Origin of the sequence: Agromyces sp. NBRC 114283 (assembly GCF_030268405.1) — a bacterium.
Classification (GTDB): domain Bacteria; phylum Actinomycetota; class Actinomycetes; order Actinomycetales; family Microbacteriaceae; genus Agromyces; species Agromyces mediolanus.
In genome coordinates this window covers 3,584,231-3,605,295 of sequence record NZ_BSQP01000001.1, presented here as the reverse complement: position 1 = coordinate 3,605,295, position 21,065 = coordinate 3,584,231, and the positions used below count along the sequence as shown (strand labels likewise).

Here is a 21,065-nt window from a genome sequence, read left to right as displayed (position 1 = left end):
GCTCGGGCTCAGAGCAGCCCGAGCTCCATCGCGCGGGTCACGGCGCGGGTGCGGTCGTTCACGCCGAGCTTCTCGAACACGTGCGCGAGATGCGTCTTCACCGTCGCCTCGCCGATCACGAGCGTGCGGGCGATCTCGGGGTTCGAACTGCCGGCCGCGACGAGCCGTAGCACCTCGAGCTCCCGCGGCGAGAGGGCCTGCGGCAGGGCCGTCGCGCCACCGGCGTCCGCCCGCATCCGCCGCACGAGCTGGGCCGCGACCGAGGGTGCGAGCACCGTCTCGCCCGCGACGACGGCGCGGATGCCGGCGAGGATCTCGTCCTGCGGCGCCGCCTTCAGCAGGTACCCGGCGGCGCCCGCCTCGATCGCCTCGACGATGTGCTCGTCGGTGTCGTAGGTGGTGAGCACGAGCACCCGCACGCCGCCGCCCTCGGCGAGGATGCGCGCGGTCGCCCGGGCGCCGTCGAGGCCGGGCATGCGCAGGTCCATCAGCACGAGCGCGGGGGACAGCTCGGCCGCGAGCGCGACGGCCTCGAGCCCGTCGGCGGCGACGCCGATGACCTCGATCCCCTCGGCGCTCTCGAGCAGGCCGACGATGCCGGCGCGCACGATGGGGTGGTCGTCGGCGACGACGACGCGGATCGGCGCGGTCACGCGGTGCTCCCTTCGTTCGGAACGCGGTCGGATGCCTCGACGGGCAGTTCGACGCGGAGCTCGGCCCCGCCGCCGGGGGCCGGGCCGAACGTCACCCGCCCGCCGGCGAGGGCCACCCGGTCGCGGAGCCCGGCGAGTCCGAAGCCGGGCGGATCGTCCGGGCCGGGCCCGACGCCGTCGTCGCGCACCGTGAGCCGGGCCATCCCGTCCGCCGCTTCGACGCTGAGCGCGGCGTGCGCCGCCCGCGCGTGCTTCCGCACGTTCGCGAGCCCCTCCTGGGAGGCGCGCAGCAGCACGACCTCGAGCTCCCGGTCGAGGCCCGGCGCGCGCACGTCGAGCGCGACGGCGACGCCGGTCTCCCGCTCGAAGCCGGCGGCGAGCCGGCCGAGCGCGTCGGCGAGGCTCGTGTCGAGCGCGATGGGGGAGACCGCGGCGACGAGCCCGCGCGCCTCGGTCAACGCCTCGCGCGCCATCTCCTCGATGAGGCCGAGGTCGCCCCGCGCGGCCGGCACGTCGGGCGACGGGGCGTCGAGGCGCCGCTCCGCGCGCTGGGCGAGCATGACGAGCCCGGTGAGGCTCTGCGCGATCGTGTCGTGGATCTCCCGCGCGAGCCGGGCCCGCTCCTCGGTGACGCCCGTCTCCCGGTGCATCGTCGCGAGCTGCCCCTGGGCGGCCTGCAGCTCGTCGAGCAGCCGCGCCCGTTCCTCGCCGACCTCGGCGATGCGGGTGATCCACAGGCCGAGGGCGAGGCTGAACGCGAGCGAGAGGGCGCCGACGCCGAGGCCGGGGAGCACACCCGTCGGCCCGAGCCCGACCGCGTAGCCGGCACCGACGGCGAGCGCGAGCAGCACGTTGGCGATGATCGCGCGCTTCGTCGACGGCGCGGTGATCCAGAGGAACGGATAGGCGAAGGCCTGCAGTGTCGCGGCGCCGGAGTCGAACGCCGTGCCGGCGAACACCACGGCGACGAGGATGGCGGTGATCGCGACGTGGTGCCGCGGGTCCTCCGAGCCGACGCGCCACCTGAGGTAGCCGACGTACACGAGCAGGAACGCCGCGACGACCGACCAGCTGCCCCAGTCCCGCGGCCCGTAGGGCGGGAAGACGAGGCCGAAGGTGACGACGACGGCCGACACCGCGACGGCGGCGAGGTCCCACCAGCGGCGGTTCAGCATTCCGTCATGCTCTCACGGGCCTCAGGCGTCGCGTCGGATCCAGCGGAACGTGAGCCGGCTCGCGACGAGCCCGATCACGAGCCAGACCAGGAGCCACAGTGCGACCCAGCCGAGGTCCCAGGTGCCGTGCTGCTCCATGACGGCGAAGTCCTCCGGCAGGAACGCGGCGCGCATGCCCTGCGCCATCCACTTCAGCGGGAACAGGCTCGCGAGGTTCTGCATCCACTCCGGCAGGGCGGAGAACTGCAGGTACACGCCCGAGATGAACTGCAGCACGAGCACGATCGGCACGACGACGGCGGTCGCCGAGCGGGCGCTGCGCGGCACCGCGGAGAGGGCGATGCCGAGCAGTGCCGAGGCGACCGTGCCCAGCACGAACACCCAGGCGAAGGTCAGCCAGGCCTCGCCGCTCGTGGGCAGCTCGACGCCGAAGACGGTGGCCGCGACGAGCAGCAGCAGCGCCGCCTGCAGCAGACCGGTAGTGAACACCTGGCCGAGCTTGCCGATGAAGTACGACACCGGCGACAGCGGGGTGCCGCCGAGTCGCTTCAGCGTGCCGTCGCCCTTCTCACCGGCGATGTCGACCGCGAGATTCTGCACGCCGGAGAGCAGCACGCCCGCCGCCAGCATGCCGGGCAGGTAGTACGCGCCGACGCTGACGCCCGCGGTGCCCGGCCCGGGCGCGATGTCCCCGGACGAGCTGAACGCGGCGGTGAAGATGCCGAGCATGATGAGCGGGAACAGGAAGGTGAAGAACACCGTGTCCGGGCTGCGGAAGTAGCCGCGCACCTCGTAGCCGATGCGGCTGAGGCCCGCGGCGATGACGCCCGGCAGGCGGGCTGCGCCGGTGCGGCCGGCGGTGGACGGGGTGGTGACGGCGCTCATGCGCGGGCCTCCTCGGGGATCGCGACGGTGGGGGAGACGGCGGATGCCTCGGCGGCGCCCACGAGCTCGAGGTACACGTCCTCGAGGCTCGGGCGGATGACCTCGAGCTCGGCGGGCTCGCCGCCGCGCCCGTCGGCCGACGCCCCGGCCTCGGCCGCGAGGGCCGCGACGAGCTCGGCGGGCCGTTCGGTGCGCTGCTCGCGGCGGATGCCCGAGGCATCCCGCCAGCGCACGATCGGGACCCTGGCGGCCGGGCCGCCGAGTTCGGCGATGGCGCCCTCGGCGACGATCCGGCCGCCGAGGATCACCGCGGCGCGGTCGCCGAGCTGCGCGGCTTCGTCGAGGTAGTGGGTGGTCAGCAGGATCGTGGTGCCCTCGGCCTTCAGCCGTTCGATGAGGCCCCAGAACTCGCGGCGGGCCTCGGGGTCGAAGCCCGTCGTCGGTTCGTCGAGGAACAGCAGCTGCGGGCGGCCGACGATGCCGAGCGCCACGTCGACGCGGCGGCGCTGCCCGCCGGAGAGCTTCGAGATGCGGGTGCCGGCCTTCTGCTCGAGTCCGACGGCGGCGATGACCTCGTCGACGTCGCGCGGGTTCGGGTAGTACCCGGCGAACTGGCGCAGCTGCTCGCGGACCGTGTACAGCCCGGCCTCGGGTGCGGACTGCAGCACGATGCCGAGGCGGGAGCGCCACGCGCGGCCGCCACTCGCCGGGTCGGCGCCGAGCACCGACACCTCGCCCGAGCTGCGCCGGCGGTAGCCCTCGAGGATCTCGATCGTGGTCGACTTGCCGGCGCCGTTCGGGCCGAGCAGTGCGAACGTCTCGCCGCGGGCGATGTCGAGATCGATGCCGTCGACGGCGGTCACCCCGCCGTACGCCTTGCGGAGGCCGCGCACGCGGACGGCGGGGCTCTGAATCTGGTCCATACTGCGATGCTCCCGCGCCCGGGGCGGTCGTGGGCACCCCCGAACTGGCGATTCCGGCATCCCCCGATCGGTGGATGCCGCGAGGACCCGAGCGGGCGCCTCCGGCTCAGCGCGGCAGCACGAGCGACACCGCGAGGGCGAGCATCACGACCGCGATGACGCCGTCGAGGATCCGCCAGGCCCGCGGGGTCGAGAGCACCCGGCCGAGCAGCCGGGCCCCGTACGCGAGGCCGAAGAACCAGAGCACCGAGCCGAGCGCGGCCCCGAGCGCGAACCACCAGCGGCCCTCGCCGTGCCCGTTCGCGACCGAGCCGAGCAGGAACACCGTGTCGAGGTAGACGTGCGGGTTCAGCCAGGTGAGCGCGAGGCAGGTGCCGAGCGTCGCGAGGAGGGTCGTGCGGGCGGCGGTGTCGGTCTCGTGCGTCGGCCGGGCGGGCGCGGCCGTGAGCGTGCCGGCCGCGGAGGTCGTGGCGGCCGGGCCGGCAGCGGAGGGTGCGGCGCCGTCCGGTGTCCCGTCGGACGGCGCCGCGGTCGATGCACCGGCGCCGAGCGTCGCGCCGCTCGGGCGGATCGCGCGCTTCGCGGCGAGCACGGCGTAGCCCGCGAGGAAGGCGGCGCCCGCCCAGCGGACGACGTCGACGAGCCACGGCACCGCGGTGAGCACGGCCCCGATGCCCGACACCCCGGCGAGGATGAGCACGGCGTCCGACATCGCGCAGACCGCCGCGACGGCGAAGACGTGCTCGCGGCGGATGCCCTGGCGCAGCACGAACACGTTCTGCGCGCCGATGGCGACGATGAGCGAGAGGCCGAGGCCGAGGCCGGCGAGGGTCGAGCTGAGATCCACGCCTCGACGCTAGGACCCCGGATGTCTGAAGTACAGTTCAGGATTCTTCATCAGCATTAGCATGGCTACAGATGGAGATCCCCGCCGAACTCGCCCGCACCCTCGCGACCGTCGTCGCCGAGGGCACCTTCGACGCCGCCTCCCGGGTGCTGCAGATCACGCCCTCGGCTGTCTCGCAGCGCATCAAGGCGCTCGAGCAGCACCTCGGCCGGGTCCTCCTCGTGCGGCAGAAGCCGGTACGTGCGACCGAGGCGGGCCAGGCGGTGGTGCGCTACGCACGGCAGCTCGCGCTGCTCGAGCACGACGCGCTCGCGGGCTTCGCGCTCGGGCGGGCGGAGGGCGAGGCCGACCGCCGCCCCATCGCGGTGCCGCTCGCGGTGAACGCCGACACGCTCGGCACCTGGATCCTGCCCACCCTCGCCGGGCTCGCGGCGAGGCATCCGGTCGTCTTCGACCTGCACCGCGACGACCAGGACTTCACCGCCGAGCTGCTCGAGTCCGGCACCGTGATGGCCGCGATCACCTCGCAGGCGACGCCGGTCGCCGGCTGCGTCGCCCGGCCGCTCGGCGTGATGCGCTACCGGGCCGTGGCGACGCCCGAGTACATGGCGCGCTGGCTGCCCGGGGGCATGACGCCCGCGGCGCTGTCGGGCGCGCCGCTCGTGGACTTCGACCGGCGCGACGACCTGCAGACCGGCTTCCTGCGCTTCGTCGGGGCCGACGCCGCCGGGCCGCCCAGGCACTACGTGCCGGCGTCGAACGACTTCGCCGTCGCCGTGAAGCTCGGGCTCGGCTGGGGCATGCTGCCCGGCTTCCAGAGCGAGGAGGAGCTCGCCGACGGGCGGCTCGTGCCGCTCGGCGGTCCGCCGATCGACGTGCCGCTGCACTGGCAGCAGTGGAACCTGCGCTCGCCGCTGCTCGACACGATCGCCGACGCCGTGGTGGCCGAGGCCCGCCGCGCGTTCGCCTGACGCTGGGCCCCGGCCTCCGTGGTGTGACGTCAGTATTTGCGGGTGCGCGGCGCTCGGCACCCGCAAGTACTGACGTCGAGCCGGGAGCGGCGCGCCGGGGGAGGCGCGCCGGGGGAGGGGTGCGCCGAGGGAGGCTCAGCCGAAGAGGCGCTGCAGGCGCTGCACGCCCTCGAGCAGCGGCTCGTCGCCGAGCGCGTAGCTGAAGCGCAGGAAGCCGCTCGGCCCGAACGCCTCGCCGGGCACCGCGGCGACCTCGGCCCGCTCGAGGATGAGGTCGGCGAGCTCGAGCGAGGTGGTCGGCGTGACGCCGCCCCACTCGCGGCCGAGGAGGCCGGTCACGTCGGGGTACACGTAGAACGCGCCCTCGGGCACCGGCACCCGCATGCCCTCGATCTTCGACAACTCGGCGACGATCGTGCGGCGGCGGCGGTCGAAGGCGCGGCGCATCTGCTCCACCGGCTCCTGGGGGCCGGTGAGGGCGGCGATCGCGGCCCGCTGGGAGATGTTCGACACGTTCGAGGTGAGGTGCGACTGGAGGTTCGCGGCGCCCTTCATGACGTCGGCGGGGCCGACCATCCAGCCGAGGCGCCAGCCGGTCATGGCGTACGTCTTCGCGACGCCGTTCACGAGGATCGTCTGCTCGGCGAGCCCGGGCACGGCCTCCACGATCGACACGGCGCGCGGCGCGGGCGCGCCGACCTCGGTGTCGAGTCCGGCGTACGTGAGGTTCTGGTAGATCTCGTCGGCGACGACCCAGATGCCGTGCTCGAGCGCCCACTCGCCGATCGCCCGCACCTGCTCGGGGGCGTAGACCGCACCCGTCGGGTTCGACGGCGAGACGAACAGCAGCACCTTCGTGCGCTCGGTGCGCGCGGCCTCGAGCTGCTCGACCGTGACGAGGTAGCCCTGCTCGCTGCCCGCGAAGACGTCGACCTGGCGCCCGCCGGCGAGCTTGATCGCCTCGGGGTAGGTGGTCCAGTAGGGCGTCGGCACGAGCACCTCGTCGCCCTCGTCGAGGAGCACCTGGAACGCCTGGTAGACGGCCTGCTTGCCGCCGTTCGTGACGACGACCTGCGAGGCGGGCACGTCGAGCCCGGAGTCCCGCCGCGTCTTGGCGGCGATCGCCTCGCGGAGCTCGGGCAGCCCGGCGGCCGGCGTGTAGCGGTAGTTCTTGGGGTCGTGCGTGGCGGCGAGCGCCGCCTCGACGATGTGCTCGGGCGTCGCGAAGTCGGGTTCGCCGGCCGCGTAGGAGATGACCGGGCGCCCCTCGGCCTGGAGGGCCTTCGCCTTCGCGTCGACCTTCAGGGTCGCGGACTCGGCGATGGCGGCGATGCGGGCGGACAGGCGCGGCTTCTCGGTCACACCGCGAGTCTACCGAGCGGATGCTGCGGCCGAACCGTCGATCCGACCGGCATCCGCCGTGGAATCAGAGGTTCTGACCGATGTCCCAGAGCCGGTCCGGCCGACCGTCGATCGCCTCGGACACCGCGAGCGCCTGGTCGTCCGAGAGTGAGGCGACGTAGTCGACGACGCCGCGGCCCACGCCGAGCCGGGCGAGCTCGCCGACCTCGGGCACCGGCACGCCCTCCGGGCGGGTGCGCCGGAGCAGGGCGTAGCCGTCGGTCGCGATCTCGATGAGCTCGCGCAGCCGCTGCGGCACGCGGTGCCGGTCGTACTCGTCGGTCGCCCAGGCGGTGAGCCCCTTCACCGCGCGGGTCAGCACCCGGCTGAGCCCGCGCTGGTACATCGCGATGTCGGCCCGGTCGAGGATGAAGTGACGGTGCACGAACTTCAGGATCTCGACCTCGTGCCAGGCCGCCCGATCGAGCGTGACGAGGCCGGTGCGGGCGACGCCGGGCGGCGCGGGCACGACCGAGGTCTGCAGGTGCCCGATCCAGCCGTTCGTGAAGGCGGACAGCGCCCGCTCGGACGCGATCGAGCCGTCGAAGGGGGAGGCGAGCAGGCCGTCGACGAGGTCGTCGGCGACGGCGTCGACCGCGGCGGCGAAGGCGTCGTCGTCGGCGATCCAGCCGTCGGAGCGGCGGAGCTTGCGGCGGAGCGCCTCGAGGGCGGAGCCGGGCGGCGCGGTGCGGGCGGCGAGCTCCTCGTCGGCGAGCTCGCGCAGCTCGGTCGCGGCCTGCGTCCAGCCGCGGAACTCCCGGGCCACGGCGCCCTGGCTGAGCAGGCCGGCCCGGTAGAAGTCGTCGACGTCGTGGATGGAGTAGGCGATGTCGTCGGCGGTGTCCATGATCGAGCACTCGAGCGACTGCACCATGGGCGGCAGCCCGGTGCGCGCGGCGGCGAGGTCGGCGGCGTCGAGGTCGTACGCCGAGAACTTGCCGGCCTCGACGGCGCCGTCGACGAGCCGGAGCCCGCGGGGGAGGCCGCCGTCCGGGAACGGCACCGGCCGGGCGAATCGCGTCCACGGGTACTTCGCGACGGCGGCGCGCACCGCGGAGGTGAGGTTCAGCCCGTGCGGGGCGGCGGCGCTCACGTCGAGGGTCGCGAGGATGCGGTAGCTCTGCGCGTTGCCCTCGAAGCCGTCGGCGAGGCCGAGCGTCTCCCGGGCGAGCCGGTCGAGTACGCGTTCGCCGAGGTGGCCGAAGGGCGGGTGGCCGAGGTCGTGCGCGCTCGCGGCGGCCTGCACGACGACGGCGTCGCAGCCGTGCTCGCGGGCGAGCGCGTTGGCCGGCGAGGCGGGGTCGGCGAAGCCGACGGCGATCGCGCGGGCGACGGCGGTCACCTTGATCGAGTGCGTGAGCCGGTTGTGGATGAGGGGTCCCGCGCCGGGCTGCGCGATCACCTGGGTCACGGCGGAGAGGCGCGAGAAGTAGGGCGAGAAGCGGATCCGCTCGAGGTCGAGCCGGAACTGGGAGTGCTCGCCGGTGACCTCGACGCTCGAGCTCGGTTCAGGCGTGCGGCGGGCGGCGCGGTCCGGGGTCATGGTCCCAATGTAGGCGTCGGTTCGCGCCAGCCGCTCGTGTCGCATAGACTGGATGAGGTTGCTCGTTCCGGCAATGCTTCACTGCGCCCGAAATCCGTTTCGGACGCGGTCGGCTGCGGCGAGACTGGCAGCCTCCTCGGCCCCAGCAACGGGGGCCTAGGGCGGTGGCTCAATTGGTAGAGCAGCGGTCTCCAAAACCGCAGGTTGCAGGTTCGAGTCCTGTCCGCCCTGCGAGCCGGCAGTGAATGCCGGCCCACGAAAGGTGTACAGGTGGCCCGGAAGATCATCGACGAACCCAGCGAGGATGTCGTCGCCAACGCCAAGCGCGACCGCGCTGCGCGTCGGAATCCGTTCGCCCGGATCGCCCTGTTCATCCGTCAGGTCATCGCAGAACTGAAGAAGGTCGTCACCCCGACCCGCAAGGAGCTCGTCAATTTCACGATCGTCGTGCTCGTCTTCGTCATCATCATGATGGCGCTCGTCTGGGGCCTCGACCAGCTGTTCGGTCTGCTGGTGGTGTACGTCTTCGGGCAACCGGGAGTCTGATCGGGGCTTCGGGCCCGCGTCGACCGAGACTCGCCGAGTGGCGGTCGGGACTCACGAAGTAAGGATCAGAAGTGTCAAGGACTGAGCGCGACGACGTCGACTGGGCCACGGCTGCCGAGCAGTCGGCCGAGGACGACGAGGCGCAGACGGGCAACGTCAACCAGCACGAGGAGGACTCCTCCGAGGCGGCCGAGCACGTCGCCGTCCACGTGGTGGACGACGAGGGCAACGAGGTCGACCTCGACGCCGTCCTCGACTCCCTCGCCGAGGCGAGCGACCCCGAGGCCGACGCGGTCGTCGACGACGCCCTCGACATCGACTCCGCCGACGAGGCCGAGGCGGCCGCGGAGGCCGTCGAAGAAGAGGCCGAGACTGAGGCCGAAGACGAGTTCGACCCGTACGAGGAGTTCCGCGCCGAGCTGCGCTTCCTGCCGGGCAAGTGGTACGTCATCCACTCCTACGCGGGCTTCGAGCGCCGCGTGAAGGCGAACATCGAGCAGCGCCGCGAGTCGATGGCGATGGCCGACTACATCTACCAGGTCGAAGTGCCGATGGAAGACGTCGTCGAGATCAAGAACGGCCAGCGCAAGATGGTCACCCGCGTGCGCATCCCCGGCTACGTGCTCGTGCGCATGGAGCTCAACGAGGACTCGTGGTCGGTCATCCGCCACACCCCGGGCGTCACCGGCTTCGTGGGCAACGCCCACAACCCGACGCCGCTGCGCTTCGAAGAGGCCTTCGGCATGCTGAAGAGCCTCGTCGCCCCCGCCGACGTGCCCGCCGCGAAGGGCTCGAAGGCCGCCGCGGCCTCCGGCGCCGCGCGTCAGGTGCAGGCCGAGGTCGACTTCGAGGTCGGCGAGACCATCACCATCAAGGACGGCTCCTTCGCCGGCCTGCCCGGCACGATCAGCGAGATCAAGCCCGAGAGCGGCAAGCTCACGGTCCTCGTCTCGCTCTTCGAGCGCGAGACCCCGGTCGAGCTCAGCTTCGACCAGGTCACGAAGCTCTAGCAGGCTTCCCACCGCGCGTCCAGCCGACCCTCCGGTATACTCGGAGGGTTGTGCTGCGTTCGGGCCAGCCCGAACCACACGATCCACCGCCACCCGGAACCGCCGGAGTGACGGGAGAGTGCCCCGCCGGGGCGTTCGAACAGAAAGAGAGAAATCATGGCACCGAAGAAGAAGGTCACTGGTCTGATCAAGCTTCAGATCAACGCCGGCGCCGCCAACCCCGCCCCGCCGATCGGTCCGGCGCTGGGTCAGCACGGCGTGAACATCATGGAGTTCTGCAAGGCCTACAACGCGGCCACCGAGTCGCAGCGCGGCAACGTGATCCCCGTCGAGATCACCGTCTACGAGGACCGCAGCTTCACCTTCATCCTGAAGACCCCGCCCGCCGCGGAGCTCATCAAGAAGGCCGCCGGCGTCGCCAAGGGTTCCGGCGTCCCGCACACCACCAAGGTCGGCAAGATCAGCCCCGACCAGGTCCGTGCGATCGCCGAGCAGAAGATGTCCGACCTGAACGCGAACGACCTCGACGCCGCGTCGAAGATCATCGCCGGCACCGCCCGGTCGATGGGCATCACGGTCGAATAATCGCCTCGCGGGCTCATTCGCTGAGCCCGTCGGATGGATGCCTCGAGGCATCCGCCTTCAGAACTCTCATTCGTGGCAGCGCCCGCCAGGCGCGATGACCACATTCTCGCAAGGAGAAGCAACATGGCACAGAAGTCCAAGGCCTACCGGGCCGCGGCCGAGAAGATCGAGGCCGGCAAGTACTACACCCCGAGCGAGGCCGTCGCCCTCGCCAAGGAGACCGGCTCGGCGAAGTTCGACTCGACCGTCGAGGTCGCGCTGAAGCTCGGCGTCGACCCCCGCAAGGCCGACCAGATGGTGCGCGGCACCGTCATCCTCCCGCACGGCACCGGCAAGACCGCCCGCGTCATCGTGTTCGCGACCGGCCCCGCCGCCGAGGCTGCGATCGCGGCCGGCGCCGACGAGGTCGGCGGCGCCGAGCTCATCGAGAAGGTCGCCGCGGGCTACACCGCCTTCGACTCGGCCGTCTCGACGCCCGAGCTCATGGGCCAGGTCGGCCGTCTCGGCAAGGTGCTCGGTCCGCGCGGCCTCATGCCGAACCCGAAGACCGGCACCGTGACCCCGAACGTCGGCCAGGCCGTCTCCGACATCAAGGGCGGCAAGATCGAGTTCCGCGTCGACAAGCACGCCAACGTGCACTTCGTCGTCGGCAAGGCCTCCTTCTCGACCGAGCAGCTCGAGGAGAACGCCAAGGCTGCGCTCGAAGAGGTCCTGCGCCTCAAGCCGTCGAGCTCGAAGGGCCGCTACATCCAGAAGGGCGCCGTGTCGACCACCTTCGGTCCCGGCATCCCGCTGGACGTCAACGCCATCTGAGCCAGCTCAGACCAGAGAACGGCCCGCCGGTGATCCGGCGGGCCGTTCTGCGTGTTCTGCGCGCTGCGCCTCAGCGCAGGATCTGGAAGCGCCGGATGCGCTCGCCCGACGCAGCTGCCTCCTCGGCCGGCTCGGCGAGGGGCCGATCGGCGACCTCGAGGCCGGTCACCCGGGACCCGGGCGGACCGGCCTCGAGCCGGCGCAGCATCGTCTCGACCGCCGCCGGCTCGCCCTCGATCTCGGCCTCGACGCGCCCGTCGGGGAGGTTCCGCACCCAGCCGGCGATGCCGAGCCGCTCGGCGTGCTTGCGGGCGAGGTAGCGGTAGCCGACCCCCTGCACGTGGCCGGAGACGAGGACGTGGCGGCGGATCATCCCGCCACGCTACCGCCTGACGGGCGTCGCCCCGGTGCGGGTCCGGATCGCCTCGGCCACCGCGATGGCGTCGCCCTCGGGAGCGCTCGACTTCCGGTCCGGCCGGGCGATGAAGAGGTACGCGAGCCCGGTGACGAGGACGATGCCGAGGCCGATGAGCACGACCCAGTCGGCGAACACATCGCCCGATTCACCGGGGCGGGCGATCAGCACGATCGCGAAGATCCCGTAGGCGAGGGCGAGGATGTTCACGACGATGCCGGCGCCGCGGAGCGAGAACGGTCCGGCGGGCCGCCAGCCCTTCAGCCGCTGCCGGAGCGAGGCGAGCACGACCATCTGGAACGCGAGGTAGATGCCGAGCACCGCGAAGGAGGTGATCGGCACGAGCAGGTTGCCGTTCAGGAAGATCAGCACGCTGATGATCGCGGGCACCGTGCAGGCGACGATGAGGGCGTTCGTGGGCACCTTGTTGCGCGGCGAGACCTTGGCGAGCCAGGTGTGCCCGGGGATCATCCCGTCGCGGGCGAAGGAGAACAGCAGCCGGCTCGCCGCCGCCTGCAGGCTCAGCACGCAGGAGATGAACGCCGTGATCGCGACGAGGAGGAAGACCTTCGCGCCGACGGGGCCGAGCGTGTCGGCGAGGATGCCGGGGATGGGGTCCGCGTCCTCGCCGGAGACGATCGCCTCGAGGTTCGGCGCGGCGAGCACGTAGCCGCCGAAGGAGAACAGCGCGGAGACGCCGCCCACGAGGATCGTCATCATCATCGCCCGGGGGATGCGCTTCGCGGGGTTCGAAACCTCCTCGGCGACGTCGCCGCAGGCCTCGAAGCCGTAGAAGAGGAAGAGCCCGGCGAGCGCGGCGCCGAGGAAGGCGACCGCGTAGCTGCCGTCGCCCTCGACGCCCATCGTGTCGAAGAAGACGCCGAAGTCGTGCTTGCGCTGGAAGATCAGCAGGTAGAGGCCGAGGCCGATGACGCCGATGAGTTCGGCGGCGAGGCCGATCTGGGCGACCCGGGCGAGCGTCTTCGTGCCCGAGAAGTTGAACACGAAGGCGAGCAGCAGCAGGCCGAGCGTGATCGCGAGGTTCACCCCGGGGGTGAGCTCGAGGTCGAAGAGGCTCGCGACGAAGCCGGAGCCGAACTCGGCGACCGCGGTGATCGTCACGATCATCGCCCAGATGTAGACCCAGGCGGCCATCCACGCGTAGCGACGGCCCCAGAGCCGACGCGCCCAGGGGTAGATGCCGCCGTGGATCGGGTACTGCGAGACGATCTCGCCGAACACGAGCGAGACGAGCAGCTGCCCGCAGCCGACGATCACGATCCACCAGATCGACGGCGGGCCGCCGATCGTGAGCGCGACGGCGAACAGGGAGTAGACGCCGACGAGCGGCGAGAGGTACGTGAAGCCGAGGGCGAAGTTCGCCCACAGGCTCATCGAGCGGTTGAACGAGTCGTCATAGCCGAGCACCTGGAGGTGCTCGGCGTCGTCGAGGTGGGTGACCTCGGGTTCTGCAGGCATGGGGGTCCCTTCGATCGTCGTTGATCTCGCGTCACGAGGGCCGGTCGTGAGGGCCGGTCGCGCGGGTCGAGCGCCAGCATAGCCATACCTCCGACGGTAAAGCTATAGAACCGGATGATTCGAAGGGACCCCGCTCGATCAGCCCTGCGGCACGGCCGCCACGACATCGATCTCGACGAGGATGTTCGCGAGGCGCGAGCCGACCGTCGTGCGCACCGGGTAGGGCTCCTGGAAGAACTCCGCGTACGCCTCGTTGTACTCGGCGAAGTCGGCGAGGTCCTCGAGGTGCGCGGTCACCTTCACGACGTCGTCGAAGCCGAGGCCGTACTCGGCGAGCACGGCGCCGATGTTGCGCAGGACCTGACGGGTCTGCTCCTGCACGCCGCCCTCGACGACGAGGCCCGTCGCCGGGTCCTGGGGGCCGAAGCCGGCGGTGTAGAGGAAGCCGTTCGCGACGACGCCGTGGCTGTAGGGCCCGGCGGGCTTCGGCGCGTTCGAGAGGGTGACGGCGGTCTTCGGCATGGGGTGCTCCTGATTCGGTTGGGTGGTTGGGCGGATGGGGGCTCAGCCGAGCTCGGCGGCGATCGCCGCCGCCGTGGCCCGGAGGGCGGGAAGGTGCTGTTTCAGCGCGTCGAGGTCGGCGACCATGCGGATGGCGGTGACGGACACGGCGCCGACGACGCCAATGCTCGACACCACCGGCACGGCGAGGCAGTTGACGAAGGGCTCGAACTCGCGGTCGTCGGCGGCGTAGCCGGCGGCGGCCACCCGGTCGAGCTCGGCGTCGAAGCGGGCGCGGCTCGTGATCGTGCGCTCGGTGAACGGCGCCCAGTCGACGTCGGCGAGCACGGCGTCCCGCTCGGTCTCGGGCAGCTCGGCGAGGATGGCCTTGCCGACGCCCGAGCAGTAGGGGATCACGGCCTTGCCGATCCGGGAGTACATGCGCACGCCCGAGGCATCCTCGACCTTGTCGACGTAGACGATCGAGCCGTCGAGGAGCGCCGCGAGGTGCACCGTGTTGCCCGTGCGCCGGTGCAGTCGGCGCACGTGCTCGGCACCCGCCTCGCGCAGGTCGAGGGACTCCAGCGCCTCGCGGGAGAGCGCGGCGAGCCGCGGCCCGAGCGCGTAGCGCCCGGAGCTGCGGCGGCGCACCCAGCCGACCTGCTCGAGCGACTGCAGCTCGCGGAACATGGTCGAGCGGTGCAGCTCGAAGGCCTCGGCGAGCTCGGCGACGGTGCGCGGCGATGCGGCGACGGCGTCGATGATGCGGGCGGCCCGCTCCACGCTCTGCGACATCAGCGGCTCCTCTCTGCGGCGGCGGGCGAGCCGGCGCGGCGCAGGCCCTGGCCGGGCGTCGCGCCGCTGAGCCGGCCGCCCGCGAGCACCGGGACGCCCGCGACGAGCACGTCCTCGATCCCCTCGGCGAGCCTGAGCGGCGCGGCGTAGGTGGCGGTGTCGCGCACCGTGGCGGGGTCGAGCAGCACGAGATCGGCGATCGCACCGGCCTCGACGCGGCCGCGCCGGCCCAGGCCGAAGCGCTCCACCGCCCGCGTCGAGGCGAAGGCCGCGAGGTCGGACCAGTCGAGCACGCCGTGCTCGAGCACGAGCTCGCGGGGGTAGCGGGCGAAGCTGCCGCGCGCTCGCGGGTGCGGATGCCGGCCCACGAAGATGCCGTCGGAGCCGCCCATGGCCCGCGGGTGGGCGAGGATGCCGGCGAGCTCCGCCGCGGTCCGCTCGCGCTGCACGGCCATCACGACGTTGACCTCGAGCCGGCAGGCGGCGAGGGCGTCGAGGGCGAACTCGGCCGGCGTCCGCCCGGCGCGCGCGGATGCCTCGGCGAGCGTGAGCCCGTGCGCCCAGTCGAGTTCGGGTGCCGCGAGGTGGCCGAAGACCAGCATCTCGGGCCAGGCCGGGCCGAGGCTCGGGTAGTCGGCGATGCCGGGGAACCAGTCGCGCAGCAGCTCCGCGCGCACCCGCTCGTCGCGGAGCTCGGCCACGAGTTCGTCGGCGGGCCGCACGCCGAGCTCCGGCGGCAGCAGCGGCATCGCGAGCAGGGAGCAGCCGCGGCCGTAGGGGTACGCGTCGAAGCTCGCCTCGAGCCCGGCCTCGGCGAGCTCGGCCATGAGCCCGTGCACGATCGCCGGCTCGGCGTGGAAGTGCGAGACGTGCACCGGCGCCCCGGCGCGGCGGCCGATCTCGGCGAGTTCGGCGATCCCGGCCGCGGAGTTCGCCTCGTAGCCGCCGCGGAGGTGCGAGACGTAGACGCCGCCGCGCTCGCCGAGGGCCGCCGCGAGCCCGGCGAGCTCGTCGACGTCGGCGAAGATCCCGGGCACGTAATCGAGGCCGCTGGAGAGCCCGAGCGCGCCCTCGTCGAGGCCGGCGTCGACGAGCGCGCGCATCGCGGCGAGCGCCTCGGGGGTCGCCGGCGCGCTGGACCGGCCGAGCACCTCGTGGCGCACGGTGCCGGCCGGCACGAGCACGCCGACGTTGAGCGGGGTGCTGTCGTCGTAGCCCGCGAGGAGCCCCGCGACGCCGCCGCCCGCCTCGCCCGGGTGCCGACCGTTGATGGCGGCGAAGTACTCGCTGCCGTACCGCCCGTCGCCCGGCGCGAACCCGACGCCGTCCTGCCCGCCGATGACGCTCGTGACGCCCTGGCGGAGCAGGGCGAGCTGCACCTCGGGGTCGAAGACGCGGGCGTCGGCGTGCGAGTGGACGTCGACGAAGCCGGGGAGCACGAGCCGGCCCTCGCCCGCGATGGAGTGCTCGGCCGATCGCGCCCCGGATGCGTCGCGGTCGCTGCAGGGTCGGACCGCGGCGATGTGCTCGCCGTCGACGACGAGGTCGACGGGCTCGGCCGCGGGGTCGAGCCGGACGTCCTGCAGGACGGTGCGCGCTTGGGCGGCTCGGGGGTCGGTCATGCTCGCGCTCCGCTCAGAAGAAGGTCCGGACGAGCTCGACCACGCGGGTGCTGCCCGCGTGCTCGACGACGGGCAGCCAGCGGCGCTTGTCGAACGCCGTGCAGGGGTGCGAGAGGCCGAGCGCGACGACCTCGCCGACGCCCACGGGCAGCGCCTCGCCGCTGAGGAAGGCGTGCTGGTCGTTCACCGCCGTGATCTCGGCGCCGGGCAGCGGGCGGGTCGCTGCGTCGCCGAGCTCGGCGGAGACGGCGAGCGGGCGCGGCAGGCCCTCGTCGAAGGGGAAGTCGCGCCGGCCGCCGTCGAGCAGGGCGAGCCCGGGCTCGGGGTGCGAGACGACGCGAGCGTAGCCGCGCATCGCGGGCCGCAGCTCCGCGTCGAGCGGGGAGATGCCGTGGTAGAAGCCGTCGTCGTGCACGAGGGAGGCGCCCGAGCGGAGGACCCAGCGCCCGGGCCGGGCCGACGCCGTCGCCGCGGCGATCGCGGGGGCGAAGACCTCGGCGACGAGGTCGGGGTAGGCGCTGCCGCCCGCCGTGACGATGAGCGGTGCCGCATCGTCGACGAGTTCGGCGAGCCCGTCGCGCAGTTCGAGCATCGCCTCGAGGTAGCCGCGCACGGCGTCGAGCCCGGCAGCGCTGCGGTCGTGGGCGAGCGCGCCCTCGTAGCCGGCGACCCCGGCGAGGCGCAGCACGGGGGAGGCGGCCACGCGGCGCGCGAGCGCGAGGGCGTCGACGACGGATCGGGCGCCCGTGCGGCCCCCGGCGCCGCCGAGCTCGACGAGCACCTCGATCGGGCGGGGGAGCGGCGGCAGCGGGGCCAGCCCGCGTTCCATCGCCTCGACGGTCTCGATGGAGTCGACCCAGCAGTGGAAGCGGAAGCCGGGGTCGGCGAGCTCGCCCGCGAGCCAGGCGAGGGCCGCCGGGGCGACGAGCGCGTTCGCGAGCATGAGCCGGTCGGCGCCGAAGGCGCGCGCGGTGCGCAGTTGGCCGGGGGTCGCCAGGGTGAGCCCGCTCGCGCCGCGGTCGAGCTGCAGCGCCCAGAGCTGCGGGGCCATCGTGGTCTTGCCGTGCGGCATGAGCTCGAGCCCGGCCTCGCTCGCCCAGCGCTGCACGGTGGTGGCGTTGTGCTCGAGGGCCGCCCGATCGAGCACCGTGAGGGGGGTCCAGAACTCGTCGAGCGTCGGCTCGGTGGCGAGGAACGCCCGGGCGGTGAGCCCGACCGCGCGGGCCGGCAGCCCGGTGTCGGCGGGCGTCAGCAGCTCGTCGTGCAGTCGGTCGAGCGCGAGCGTCATGCGTCTCCTCGCAGTGCGGCGTGATCGGTCGTGCGGCGGTGTGCAAATACTGCAACGCGCTTGCGCGGCAACTGCACAGAAGTCAGCATAGGGGCCGTGCCGCCCTTCCCTGAAGTCCTGACCGTCGGCGAGACGATGGCGCTCGTCGTGCCCGCCCGCGCCGAGCCACTCGAGTCCGCCGTCGACTTCCGCGTCGAACCGGGCGGGGCGGAGTCCAACGTCGCGGCGCATCTCGCCGCGCTCGGGCGCCGCGCGGCCTGGGCCGGCGCGGTCGGCGACGACCCCCTCGGCCGCCGACTGCTCGCCCAGCTCGACGCGCTCGGCGTGGACACGAGCTGGGCCGGCCGCGACCCCGGGTCGCCGACGGGCGTCTACTTCAAGAACCCCGGCGACGGGGTGCACTACTACCGCGCCGGCTCCGCGGCGTCCAGGCTCGGCGCGGACACCGTGGCCGGGCTGCCCGTGGCCGGCGCGCGCCTCCTGCACCTGAGCGGCATCACCCCCGCCCTCTCGGCGAGCTGCGAGGAGCTCGTCGACGCGCTCTTCGACGCCGCGGCTGCGGCGGCGGTGCCGGTGAGCTTCGACGTGAACCACCGGCCGGCGCTGTGGCCGTCGCGGGCGGCCGCGGCCGAACGGCTGCTCGGACTCGCCCGCCGCGCCCGTGTCGTCTTCGTCGGCCTCGACGAGGCGGAGGGGCTCTGGGGCACGAGCACCGCCGAATCGGTGCGCGAGCTGCTGCCGGAGCCGGCGCAGCTGATCGTCAAGGACGGCGCGGTCGGCGCGACGGAGTTCTCCCACGGCGCGCCCGCCGCCCACGTGCCGGCGACGCCGACGACGGCCGTCGAGGTGGTGGGCGCGGGCGACGCGTTCGCCGCGGGCTGGATCGCCGCCTGGCTCGACGGCGCGGACGCCGAGGCGCGGCTCTCCGCCGGCCACGCGCGCGCCGTGCTGACCATCGCGGGCACGAGCGACGTGCCCCGCGAGGAAGGGAATGAGGGATGACCCGGATCGAGAACGCCGAGTTCGCCGAGCTGCTCGGAGGTGCGCCGGTCATGGCGATCTTCCGGGGGCTCGGCGCTCGACGCAGCCTGGAGCTCGCTGAGCGGGCCTGGGGCCTCGGGATCGACGCGGTCGAGCTGCCGATCCAGTCGGACGACGACGTGGAGGCGCTCAGCGTCGTCGCGGCGGCGGCCCGGGAGCGCGGCCGCGTGGTCGGCGCCGGCACCGTCGTGACGGTCGAGCAGGTCGGGGTCGCCGCCCGTGCGGGCGCCGCGTTCACCGTGAGCCCCGGCCTCGACGAGGCCGTGGTGCGGGCCTCGGCGGCGGCCGGGCTGCCGCCCCTGCCCGGCGTCGCGACGGCCACCGAGGTGCAGCGGGCCGCGGCGCTCGGGCTCAGCTGGCTCAAGGCTTTCCCCGCCGCCTCGCTCGGGCCGGGCTGGTTCCGGGCGATGCGCGGCCCGTTCCCCGAGGTGCGCTTCGTCGCGACGGGCGGCCTCGACGCCGGCAACGCCGGGGACTTCCTCGCCGCCGGGGTGCGCTCGGTGGCGGTCGGCTCGGCGCTCGAGGACGAGACGCAGCTGCCCCGGCTCGCCGAGCTGCTGCGGCGGGGCTGACAACGCCGGTCCGGGCTGGCAGGATGCCGCCATGGGAACCGTCACCGACTACCTCGACGAGCGCAGCGGATCCGAGCGGGCCGCGCTCGAACGGGTCATCCGCATCGCCCGCGAGCTCGTGCCCGACGCGAGCGAGGGGGAGAGCTACGGGATGCCCGCCCTGCTCCACCGCGGGAAGGGCTTCGTCTCGGCGATGCAGGCGAAGCAGCACCTCGGCTTCTACCCGTTCAGCGGCACGGTGCTCGCCGGCTTCGCCGACGAGCTCGAGGGCTTCAGCTGGTCGAAGGGCACCGTGCAGTTCAGCGCCGAGCACCAGCTGCCCGACGAGCTGCTGCGCCGCATCCTGCGGGCCCGCATCGCCGAAATCGACGCACGGCTCGACCGGAGCTGAGCCGGGTCCAGACGCGGAGACGACGGAAGCCGCAGGCGTTCGCCTGCGGCATCCGTGCGTCCGAGCGGCTGGATCAGCCGATGCGGATCATCTTCTTGTTGACGAACTCGTCGGCGCCGAAGCGGCCGAGCTCGCGGCCCGAGCCCGAGCGCTTGATGCCGCCGAAGGGCAGCTCGGCGCCGTCGGCGCCCACGACGTTCACGAAGACCATGCCGGCCTCGATCTTGTCGGCGACGCGGAGGGCCTGCTCGCGGTCGGTGGTGAAGACGTAGGAGCCGAGGCCGAACGGGGTGTCGTTCGCGAGCTCGACGGCGGCGTCCTCATCGGCGACCTTGAACACCTGCGCGACCGGGCCGAAGAACTCCTCGTGGAAGGCGTCGGAGCCGGGCTTCACGTCGGTGAGGATCGTGGCCGAGTAGTAGTTGTCGTTGCGGGTGCCGCCCGAGTGCAGGGTGGCGCCCTGGGCGACGGCGCGGTCGACCTGCTCCTGGAGCGTGTCGGCGGCCTTCGCGGAGGACAGCGGGCCGAGGGCGGTGCCGTCCTTGGCGGGATCGCCCTCCTCGACGGCGTTCATCGCGGCGGTGAACTTCTCGAGGAACGGCTCGTAGAGCTCGTCGGCAACGATGAAGCGCTTGGCCGCGTTGCAGGCCTGGCCGTTGTTGTCGACGCGGGCCATGACGGCCGCCTCGACGGTCGCGTCGAGGTCGTCGGTCGAGAGCAGGATGAAGGGGTCGGAGCCGCCGAGCTCGAGCACGACCTTCTTCAGGTAGCGGCCGGCGATCTCGGCGACCTTCGCGCCGGCGCGCTCCGAGCCGGTGAGCGAGACGCCCTGCACGCGCGGGTCGGCGATGACCTGCTCGATCTGCTCGTGCGAGGCGTAGATGTTGACGTAGGCGCCCTCGGGGAAGCCGGCGTCGAGGAAGATGCGCTCGATCGCGGCGGCCGACTCGGGGCACTGCTCGGCGTGCTTGAGCAGGATGGTGTTGCCGATGATGAGGTTCGGGCCGGCGAAGCGGGCGACCTGGTAGTACGGGAAGTTCCACGGCATGATGCCGAGCAGCGGCCCGAGCGAGGAGCGGCGGATGAGCGCCGAGCCCTCGCCCGCGAGCAGCTCGATCTCCTCATCGGCGAGGAGTGACTCCGCGTTGTCGGCGTAGTACTCGTAGATCGCGGCCGAGAACTCGACCTCGCCGACGGCCTGCTCGCGGGGCTTGCCCATCTCGCGGACGATGATGTCGGCGAGCTCGTCGATGCGCTCGGTGTGCAGCTCGGCGACGCGGCGGACGAGGGCGGCGCGCTCGGCGACGGTGGAGTTCTTCGACCAGCTGCGGTGCGCCTCGGTGGCCTTCGCGATCGCGGCCTGCAGCGCCTCGTCGGTGATCGTGTCGTAGCTCTTGACGACCTCGCCGGTGGCGGGGTTGGTCACGGCATAGGGCATGGGGTTCTCCTTCTCGGGTGCACGCACGCCAGAGTCCGTCTGCCGCGGTGCATACGCTCGTCCTTCAAAGATATAGCAGCGGATGATTGATCTGGGCAGGTCTCTGCGGATGCACAGCTGGAAGTGGCGCGATTCAGCCTGCATCAGCTTTGCATCACTCGTGATGCGGTA

Annotated in this window: 22 protein-coding genes and 1 tRNA gene; 9 read left to right on the top strand and 14 right to left on the bottom strand. The window is 72.9% G+C overall.

Features of this window, described 5'->3' with window-relative positions; genetic code table 11:
- Nucleotides 1-8: 8 nt before the first annotated feature.
- The 5 genes from QSJ60_RS17285 to QSJ60_RS17265 all read right to left on the bottom strand — a co-directional run bounded on the left by QSJ60_RS17285 (nucleotide 9) and on the right by QSJ60_RS17265 (nucleotide 4,483).
- Nucleotides 9-653: a response regulator gene (locus QSJ60_RS17285; RefSeq protein WP_285464810.1), complete on the bottom strand. Its 645-nt coding sequence runs from the start codon at nucleotides 651-653 to the stop codon at nucleotides 9-11.
- Nucleotides 650-1,828 (bottom strand): sensor histidine kinase, encoded by a 1,179-nt coding sequence (locus QSJ60_RS17280; RefSeq protein WP_285464808.1) that lies wholly within the window; start codon nucleotides 1,826-1,828, stop codon nucleotides 650-652. Before QSJ60_RS17280 ends, QSJ60_RS17285 begins: the two co-directional genes overlap by 4 nt.
- 21 nt (nucleotides 1,829-1,849) lie before the next feature.
- The gene (locus QSJ60_RS17275) at nucleotides 1,850-2,713 is read right to left on the bottom strand and encodes an ABC transporter permease (RefSeq protein WP_285464806.1); all 864 of its coding nucleotides are present in this window, start codon (nucleotides 2,711-2,713) and stop codon (nucleotides 1,850-1,852) included.
- On the bottom strand, nucleotides 2,710-3,636 hold the full coding sequence (locus tag QSJ60_RS17270; RefSeq protein WP_285464805.1) for an ABC transporter ATP-binding protein: 927 nt from the start codon (nucleotides 3,634-3,636) through the stop codon (nucleotides 2,710-2,712). Before QSJ60_RS17270 ends, QSJ60_RS17275 begins: the two co-directional genes overlap by 4 nt.
- Before the next feature lie 106 nt (nucleotides 3,637-3,742).
- Nucleotides 3,743-4,483, bottom strand: a complete 741-nt coding sequence (locus tag QSJ60_RS17265) for a LysE/ArgO family amino acid transporter (protein WP_285464803.1) — start codon at nucleotides 4,481-4,483, stop codon at nucleotides 3,743-3,745.
- 71 nt (nucleotides 4,484-4,554) lie between these two features.
- On the opposite strand from QSJ60_RS17265, the gene QSJ60_RS17260 reads away from it, so the two are divergent.
- Nucleotides 4,555-5,454, top strand: coding sequence for a LysR family transcriptional regulator ArgP (locus QSJ60_RS17260; protein WP_285464802.1), 900 nt, complete (start codon nucleotides 4,555-4,557; stop codon nucleotides 5,452-5,454).
- Between the two features lie 135 nt (nucleotides 5,455-5,589).
- On the opposite strand, the gene QSJ60_RS17255 is transcribed toward QSJ60_RS17260, so the two are convergent.
- Together QSJ60_RS17255 and dgt are read right to left on the bottom strand one after the other, a co-directional pair.
- Nucleotides 5,590-6,816, bottom strand: coding sequence for a pyridoxal phosphate-dependent aminotransferase (locus tag QSJ60_RS17255; protein WP_285464801.1), 1,227 nt, complete (start codon nucleotides 6,814-6,816; stop codon nucleotides 5,590-5,592).
- A 64-nt stretch (nucleotides 6,817-6,880) separates the two neighbouring features.
- Nucleotides 6,881-8,398, bottom strand: coding sequence for a dGTP triphosphohydrolase (gene dgt, locus QSJ60_RS17250; protein WP_230768108.1), 1,518 nt, complete (start codon nucleotides 8,396-8,398; stop codon nucleotides 6,881-6,883).
- A gap of 158 nt (nucleotides 8,399-8,556) precedes the next feature.
- On the opposite strand from dgt, the gene QSJ60_RS17245 reads away from it, so the two are divergent.
- The 5 genes from QSJ60_RS17245 (at nucleotide 8,557) to rplA (ending at nucleotide 11,352) form a co-directional block, all read left to right on the top strand.
- A tRNA-Trp gene (locus QSJ60_RS17245) sits at nucleotides 8,557-8,629 on the top strand.
- A 39-nt stretch (nucleotides 8,630-8,668) separates the two neighbouring features.
- Nucleotides 8,669-8,944 carry a preprotein translocase subunit SecE gene (gene secE / locus QSJ60_RS17240; protein ID WP_230768106.1) on the top strand — a complete coding sequence of 92 codons (276 nt, stop codon included), beginning with the start codon at nucleotides 8,669-8,671 and terminating at the stop codon, nucleotides 8,942-8,944.
- Between the two features lie 71 nt (nucleotides 8,945-9,015).
- Nucleotides 9,016-9,954 carry a transcription termination/antitermination protein NusG gene (gene nusG, locus QSJ60_RS17235; protein WP_189085628.1) on the top strand — a complete coding sequence of 313 codons (939 nt, stop codon included), beginning with the start codon at nucleotides 9,016-9,018 and terminating at the stop codon, nucleotides 9,952-9,954.
- A gap of 156 nt (nucleotides 9,955-10,110) precedes the next feature.
- Nucleotides 10,111-10,539, top strand: a complete 429-nt coding sequence (gene rplK / locus QSJ60_RS17230; protein ID WP_189085629.1) for a 50S ribosomal protein L11 — start codon at nucleotides 10,111-10,113, stop codon at nucleotides 10,537-10,539.
- Nucleotides 10,540-10,662: 123 nt separating this feature from the next.
- Nucleotides 10,663-11,352 (top strand): 50S ribosomal protein L1, encoded by a 690-nt coding sequence (gene rplA / locus QSJ60_RS17225; RefSeq protein WP_189085630.1) that lies wholly within the window; start codon nucleotides 10,663-10,665, stop codon nucleotides 11,350-11,352.
- Nucleotides 11,353-11,422: 70 nt separating this feature from the next.
- Here the strand turns inward: rplA and QSJ60_RS17220 are convergent, their stop codons facing one another.
- From QSJ60_RS17220 to QSJ60_RS17195, 6 genes are all read right to left on the bottom strand, one after another.
- Nucleotides 11,423-11,725, bottom strand: a complete 303-nt coding sequence (locus QSJ60_RS17220) for an acylphosphatase (RefSeq protein ID WP_285464796.1) — start codon at nucleotides 11,723-11,725, stop codon at nucleotides 11,423-11,425.
- A 9-nt stretch (nucleotides 11,726-11,734) separates the two neighbouring features.
- Nucleotides 11,735-13,246 (bottom strand): APC family permease, encoded by a 1,512-nt coding sequence (locus QSJ60_RS17215; protein WP_285464795.1) that lies wholly within the window; start codon nucleotides 13,244-13,246, stop codon nucleotides 11,735-11,737.
- 138 nt (nucleotides 13,247-13,384) lie between these two features.
- A complete protein-coding gene (locus QSJ60_RS17210; protein ID WP_189085633.1) occupies nucleotides 13,385-13,768 on the bottom strand; it encodes a RidA family protein in 384 nt (127 codons plus the stop codon).
- Nucleotides 13,769-13,810: 42 nt separating this feature from the next.
- Nucleotides 13,811-14,542 carry an IclR family transcriptional regulator gene (locus QSJ60_RS17205; protein WP_285464794.1) on the bottom strand — a complete coding sequence of 244 codons (732 nt, stop codon included), beginning with the start codon at nucleotides 14,540-14,542 and terminating at the stop codon, nucleotides 13,811-13,813.
- Nucleotides 14,542-16,164: an N-acyl-D-amino-acid deacylase family protein gene (locus QSJ60_RS17200; protein ID WP_285464793.1), complete on the bottom strand. Its 1,623-nt coding sequence runs from the start codon at nucleotides 16,162-16,164 to the stop codon at nucleotides 14,542-14,544. Before QSJ60_RS17200 ends, QSJ60_RS17205 begins: the two co-directional genes overlap by 1 nt.
- Before the next feature lie 13 nt (nucleotides 16,165-16,177).
- The gene (locus tag QSJ60_RS17195) at nucleotides 16,178-17,452 is read right to left on the bottom strand and encodes an alanine racemase (protein ID WP_285464791.1); all 1,275 of its coding nucleotides are present in this window, start codon (nucleotides 17,450-17,452) and stop codon (nucleotides 16,178-16,180) included.
- A 96-nt stretch (nucleotides 17,453-17,548) separates the two neighbouring features.
- On the opposite strand from QSJ60_RS17195, the gene QSJ60_RS17190 reads away from it, so the two are divergent.
- From QSJ60_RS17190 to QSJ60_RS17180, 3 genes are read left to right on the top strand one after another with little or no spacing between them, the layout of a single operon-like run.
- On the top strand, nucleotides 17,549-18,454 hold the full coding sequence (locus QSJ60_RS17190) for a sugar kinase (protein ID WP_285464790.1): 906 nt from the start codon (nucleotides 17,549-17,551) through the stop codon (nucleotides 18,452-18,454).
- Nucleotides 18,451-19,065 (top strand): bifunctional 4-hydroxy-2-oxoglutarate aldolase/2-dehydro-3-deoxy-phosphogluconate aldolase, encoded by a 615-nt coding sequence (locus tag QSJ60_RS17185; RefSeq protein ID WP_230768095.1) that lies wholly within the window; start codon nucleotides 18,451-18,453, stop codon nucleotides 19,063-19,065. Before QSJ60_RS17190 ends, QSJ60_RS17185 begins: the two co-directional genes overlap by 4 nt.
- Nucleotides 19,066-19,096: 31 nt before the next feature.
- The gene (locus tag QSJ60_RS17180) at nucleotides 19,097-19,456 is read left to right on the top strand and encodes an iron chaperone (protein WP_285464789.1); all 360 of its coding nucleotides are present in this window, start codon (nucleotides 19,097-19,099) and stop codon (nucleotides 19,454-19,456) included.
- A gap of 73 nt (nucleotides 19,457-19,529) precedes the next feature.
- Here the strand turns inward: QSJ60_RS17180 and QSJ60_RS17175 are convergent, their stop codons facing one another.
- Nucleotides 19,530-20,894, bottom strand: a complete 1,365-nt coding sequence (locus tag QSJ60_RS17175) for an NAD-dependent succinate-semialdehyde dehydrogenase (RefSeq protein ID WP_230768093.1) — start codon at nucleotides 20,892-20,894, stop codon at nucleotides 19,530-19,532.
- Nucleotides 20,895-21,065 lie beyond the last annotated feature (171 nt).

Bases quoted from the DNA above. Each gene is read 5' to 3' on its own strand.
- QSJ60_RS17180 (WP_285464789.1), top strand. From the start codon at position 19,097: ATGGGAACCGTCACCGACTACCTCGACGAGCGCAGCGGATCCGAGCGG.
- rplA (WP_189085630.1), top strand. From the start codon at position 10,663: ATGGCACAGAAGTCCAAGGCCTACCGGGCCGCGGCCGAGAAGATCGAG.
- QSJ60_RS17270 (WP_285464805.1), bottom strand. From the start codon at position 3,636: ATGGACCAGATTCAGAGCCCCGCCGTCCGCGTGCGCGGCCTCCGCAAG.
- QSJ60_RS17185 (WP_230768095.1), top strand. From the start codon at position 18,451: ATGACCCGGATCGAGAACGCCGAGTTCGCCGAGCTGCTCGGAGGTGCG.
- QSJ60_RS17220 (WP_285464796.1), bottom strand. From the start codon at position 11,725: ATGATCCGCCGCCACGTCCTCGTCTCCGGCCACGTGCAGGGGGTCGGC.
- dgt (WP_230768108.1), bottom strand. From the start codon at position 8,398: ATGACCCCGGACCGCGCCGCCCGCCGCACGCCTGAACCGAGCTCGAGC.
- QSJ60_RS17205 (WP_285464794.1), bottom strand. From the start codon at position 14,542: ATGTCGCAGAGCGTGGAGCGGGCCGCCCGCATCATCGACGCCGTCGCC.
- QSJ60_RS17215 (WP_285464795.1), bottom strand. From the start codon at position 13,246: ATGCCTGCAGAACCCGAGGTCACCCACCTCGACGACGCCGAGCACCTC.
- QSJ60_RS17175 (WP_230768093.1), bottom strand. From the start codon at position 20,894: ATGCCCTATGCCGTGACCAACCCCGCCACCGGCGAGGTCGTCAAGAGC.
- QSJ60_RS17280 (WP_285464808.1), bottom strand. From the start codon at position 1,828: ATGCTGAACCGCCGCTGGTGGGACCTCGCCGCCGTCGCGGTGTCGGCC.
- rplK (WP_189085629.1), top strand. From the start codon at position 10,111: ATGGCACCGAAGAAGAAGGTCACTGGTCTGATCAAGCTTCAGATCAAC.
- QSJ60_RS17210 (WP_189085633.1), bottom strand. From the start codon at position 13,768: ATGCCGAAGACCGCCGTCACCCTCTCGAACGCGCCGAAGCCCGCCGGG.
- QSJ60_RS17200 (WP_285464793.1), bottom strand. From the start codon at position 16,164: ATGACCGACCCCCGAGCCGCCCAAGCGCGCACCGTCCTGCAGGACGTC.
- QSJ60_RS17275 (WP_285464806.1), bottom strand. From the start codon at position 2,713: ATGAGCGCCGTCACCACCCCGTCCACCGCCGGCCGCACCGGCGCAGCC.
- QSJ60_RS17195 (WP_285464791.1), bottom strand. From the start codon at position 17,452: ATGACGCTCGCGCTCGACCGACTGCACGACGAGCTGCTGACGCCCGCC.
- QSJ60_RS17260 (WP_285464802.1), top strand. From the start codon at position 4,555: ATGGAGATCCCCGCCGAACTCGCCCGCACCCTCGCGACCGTCGTCGCC.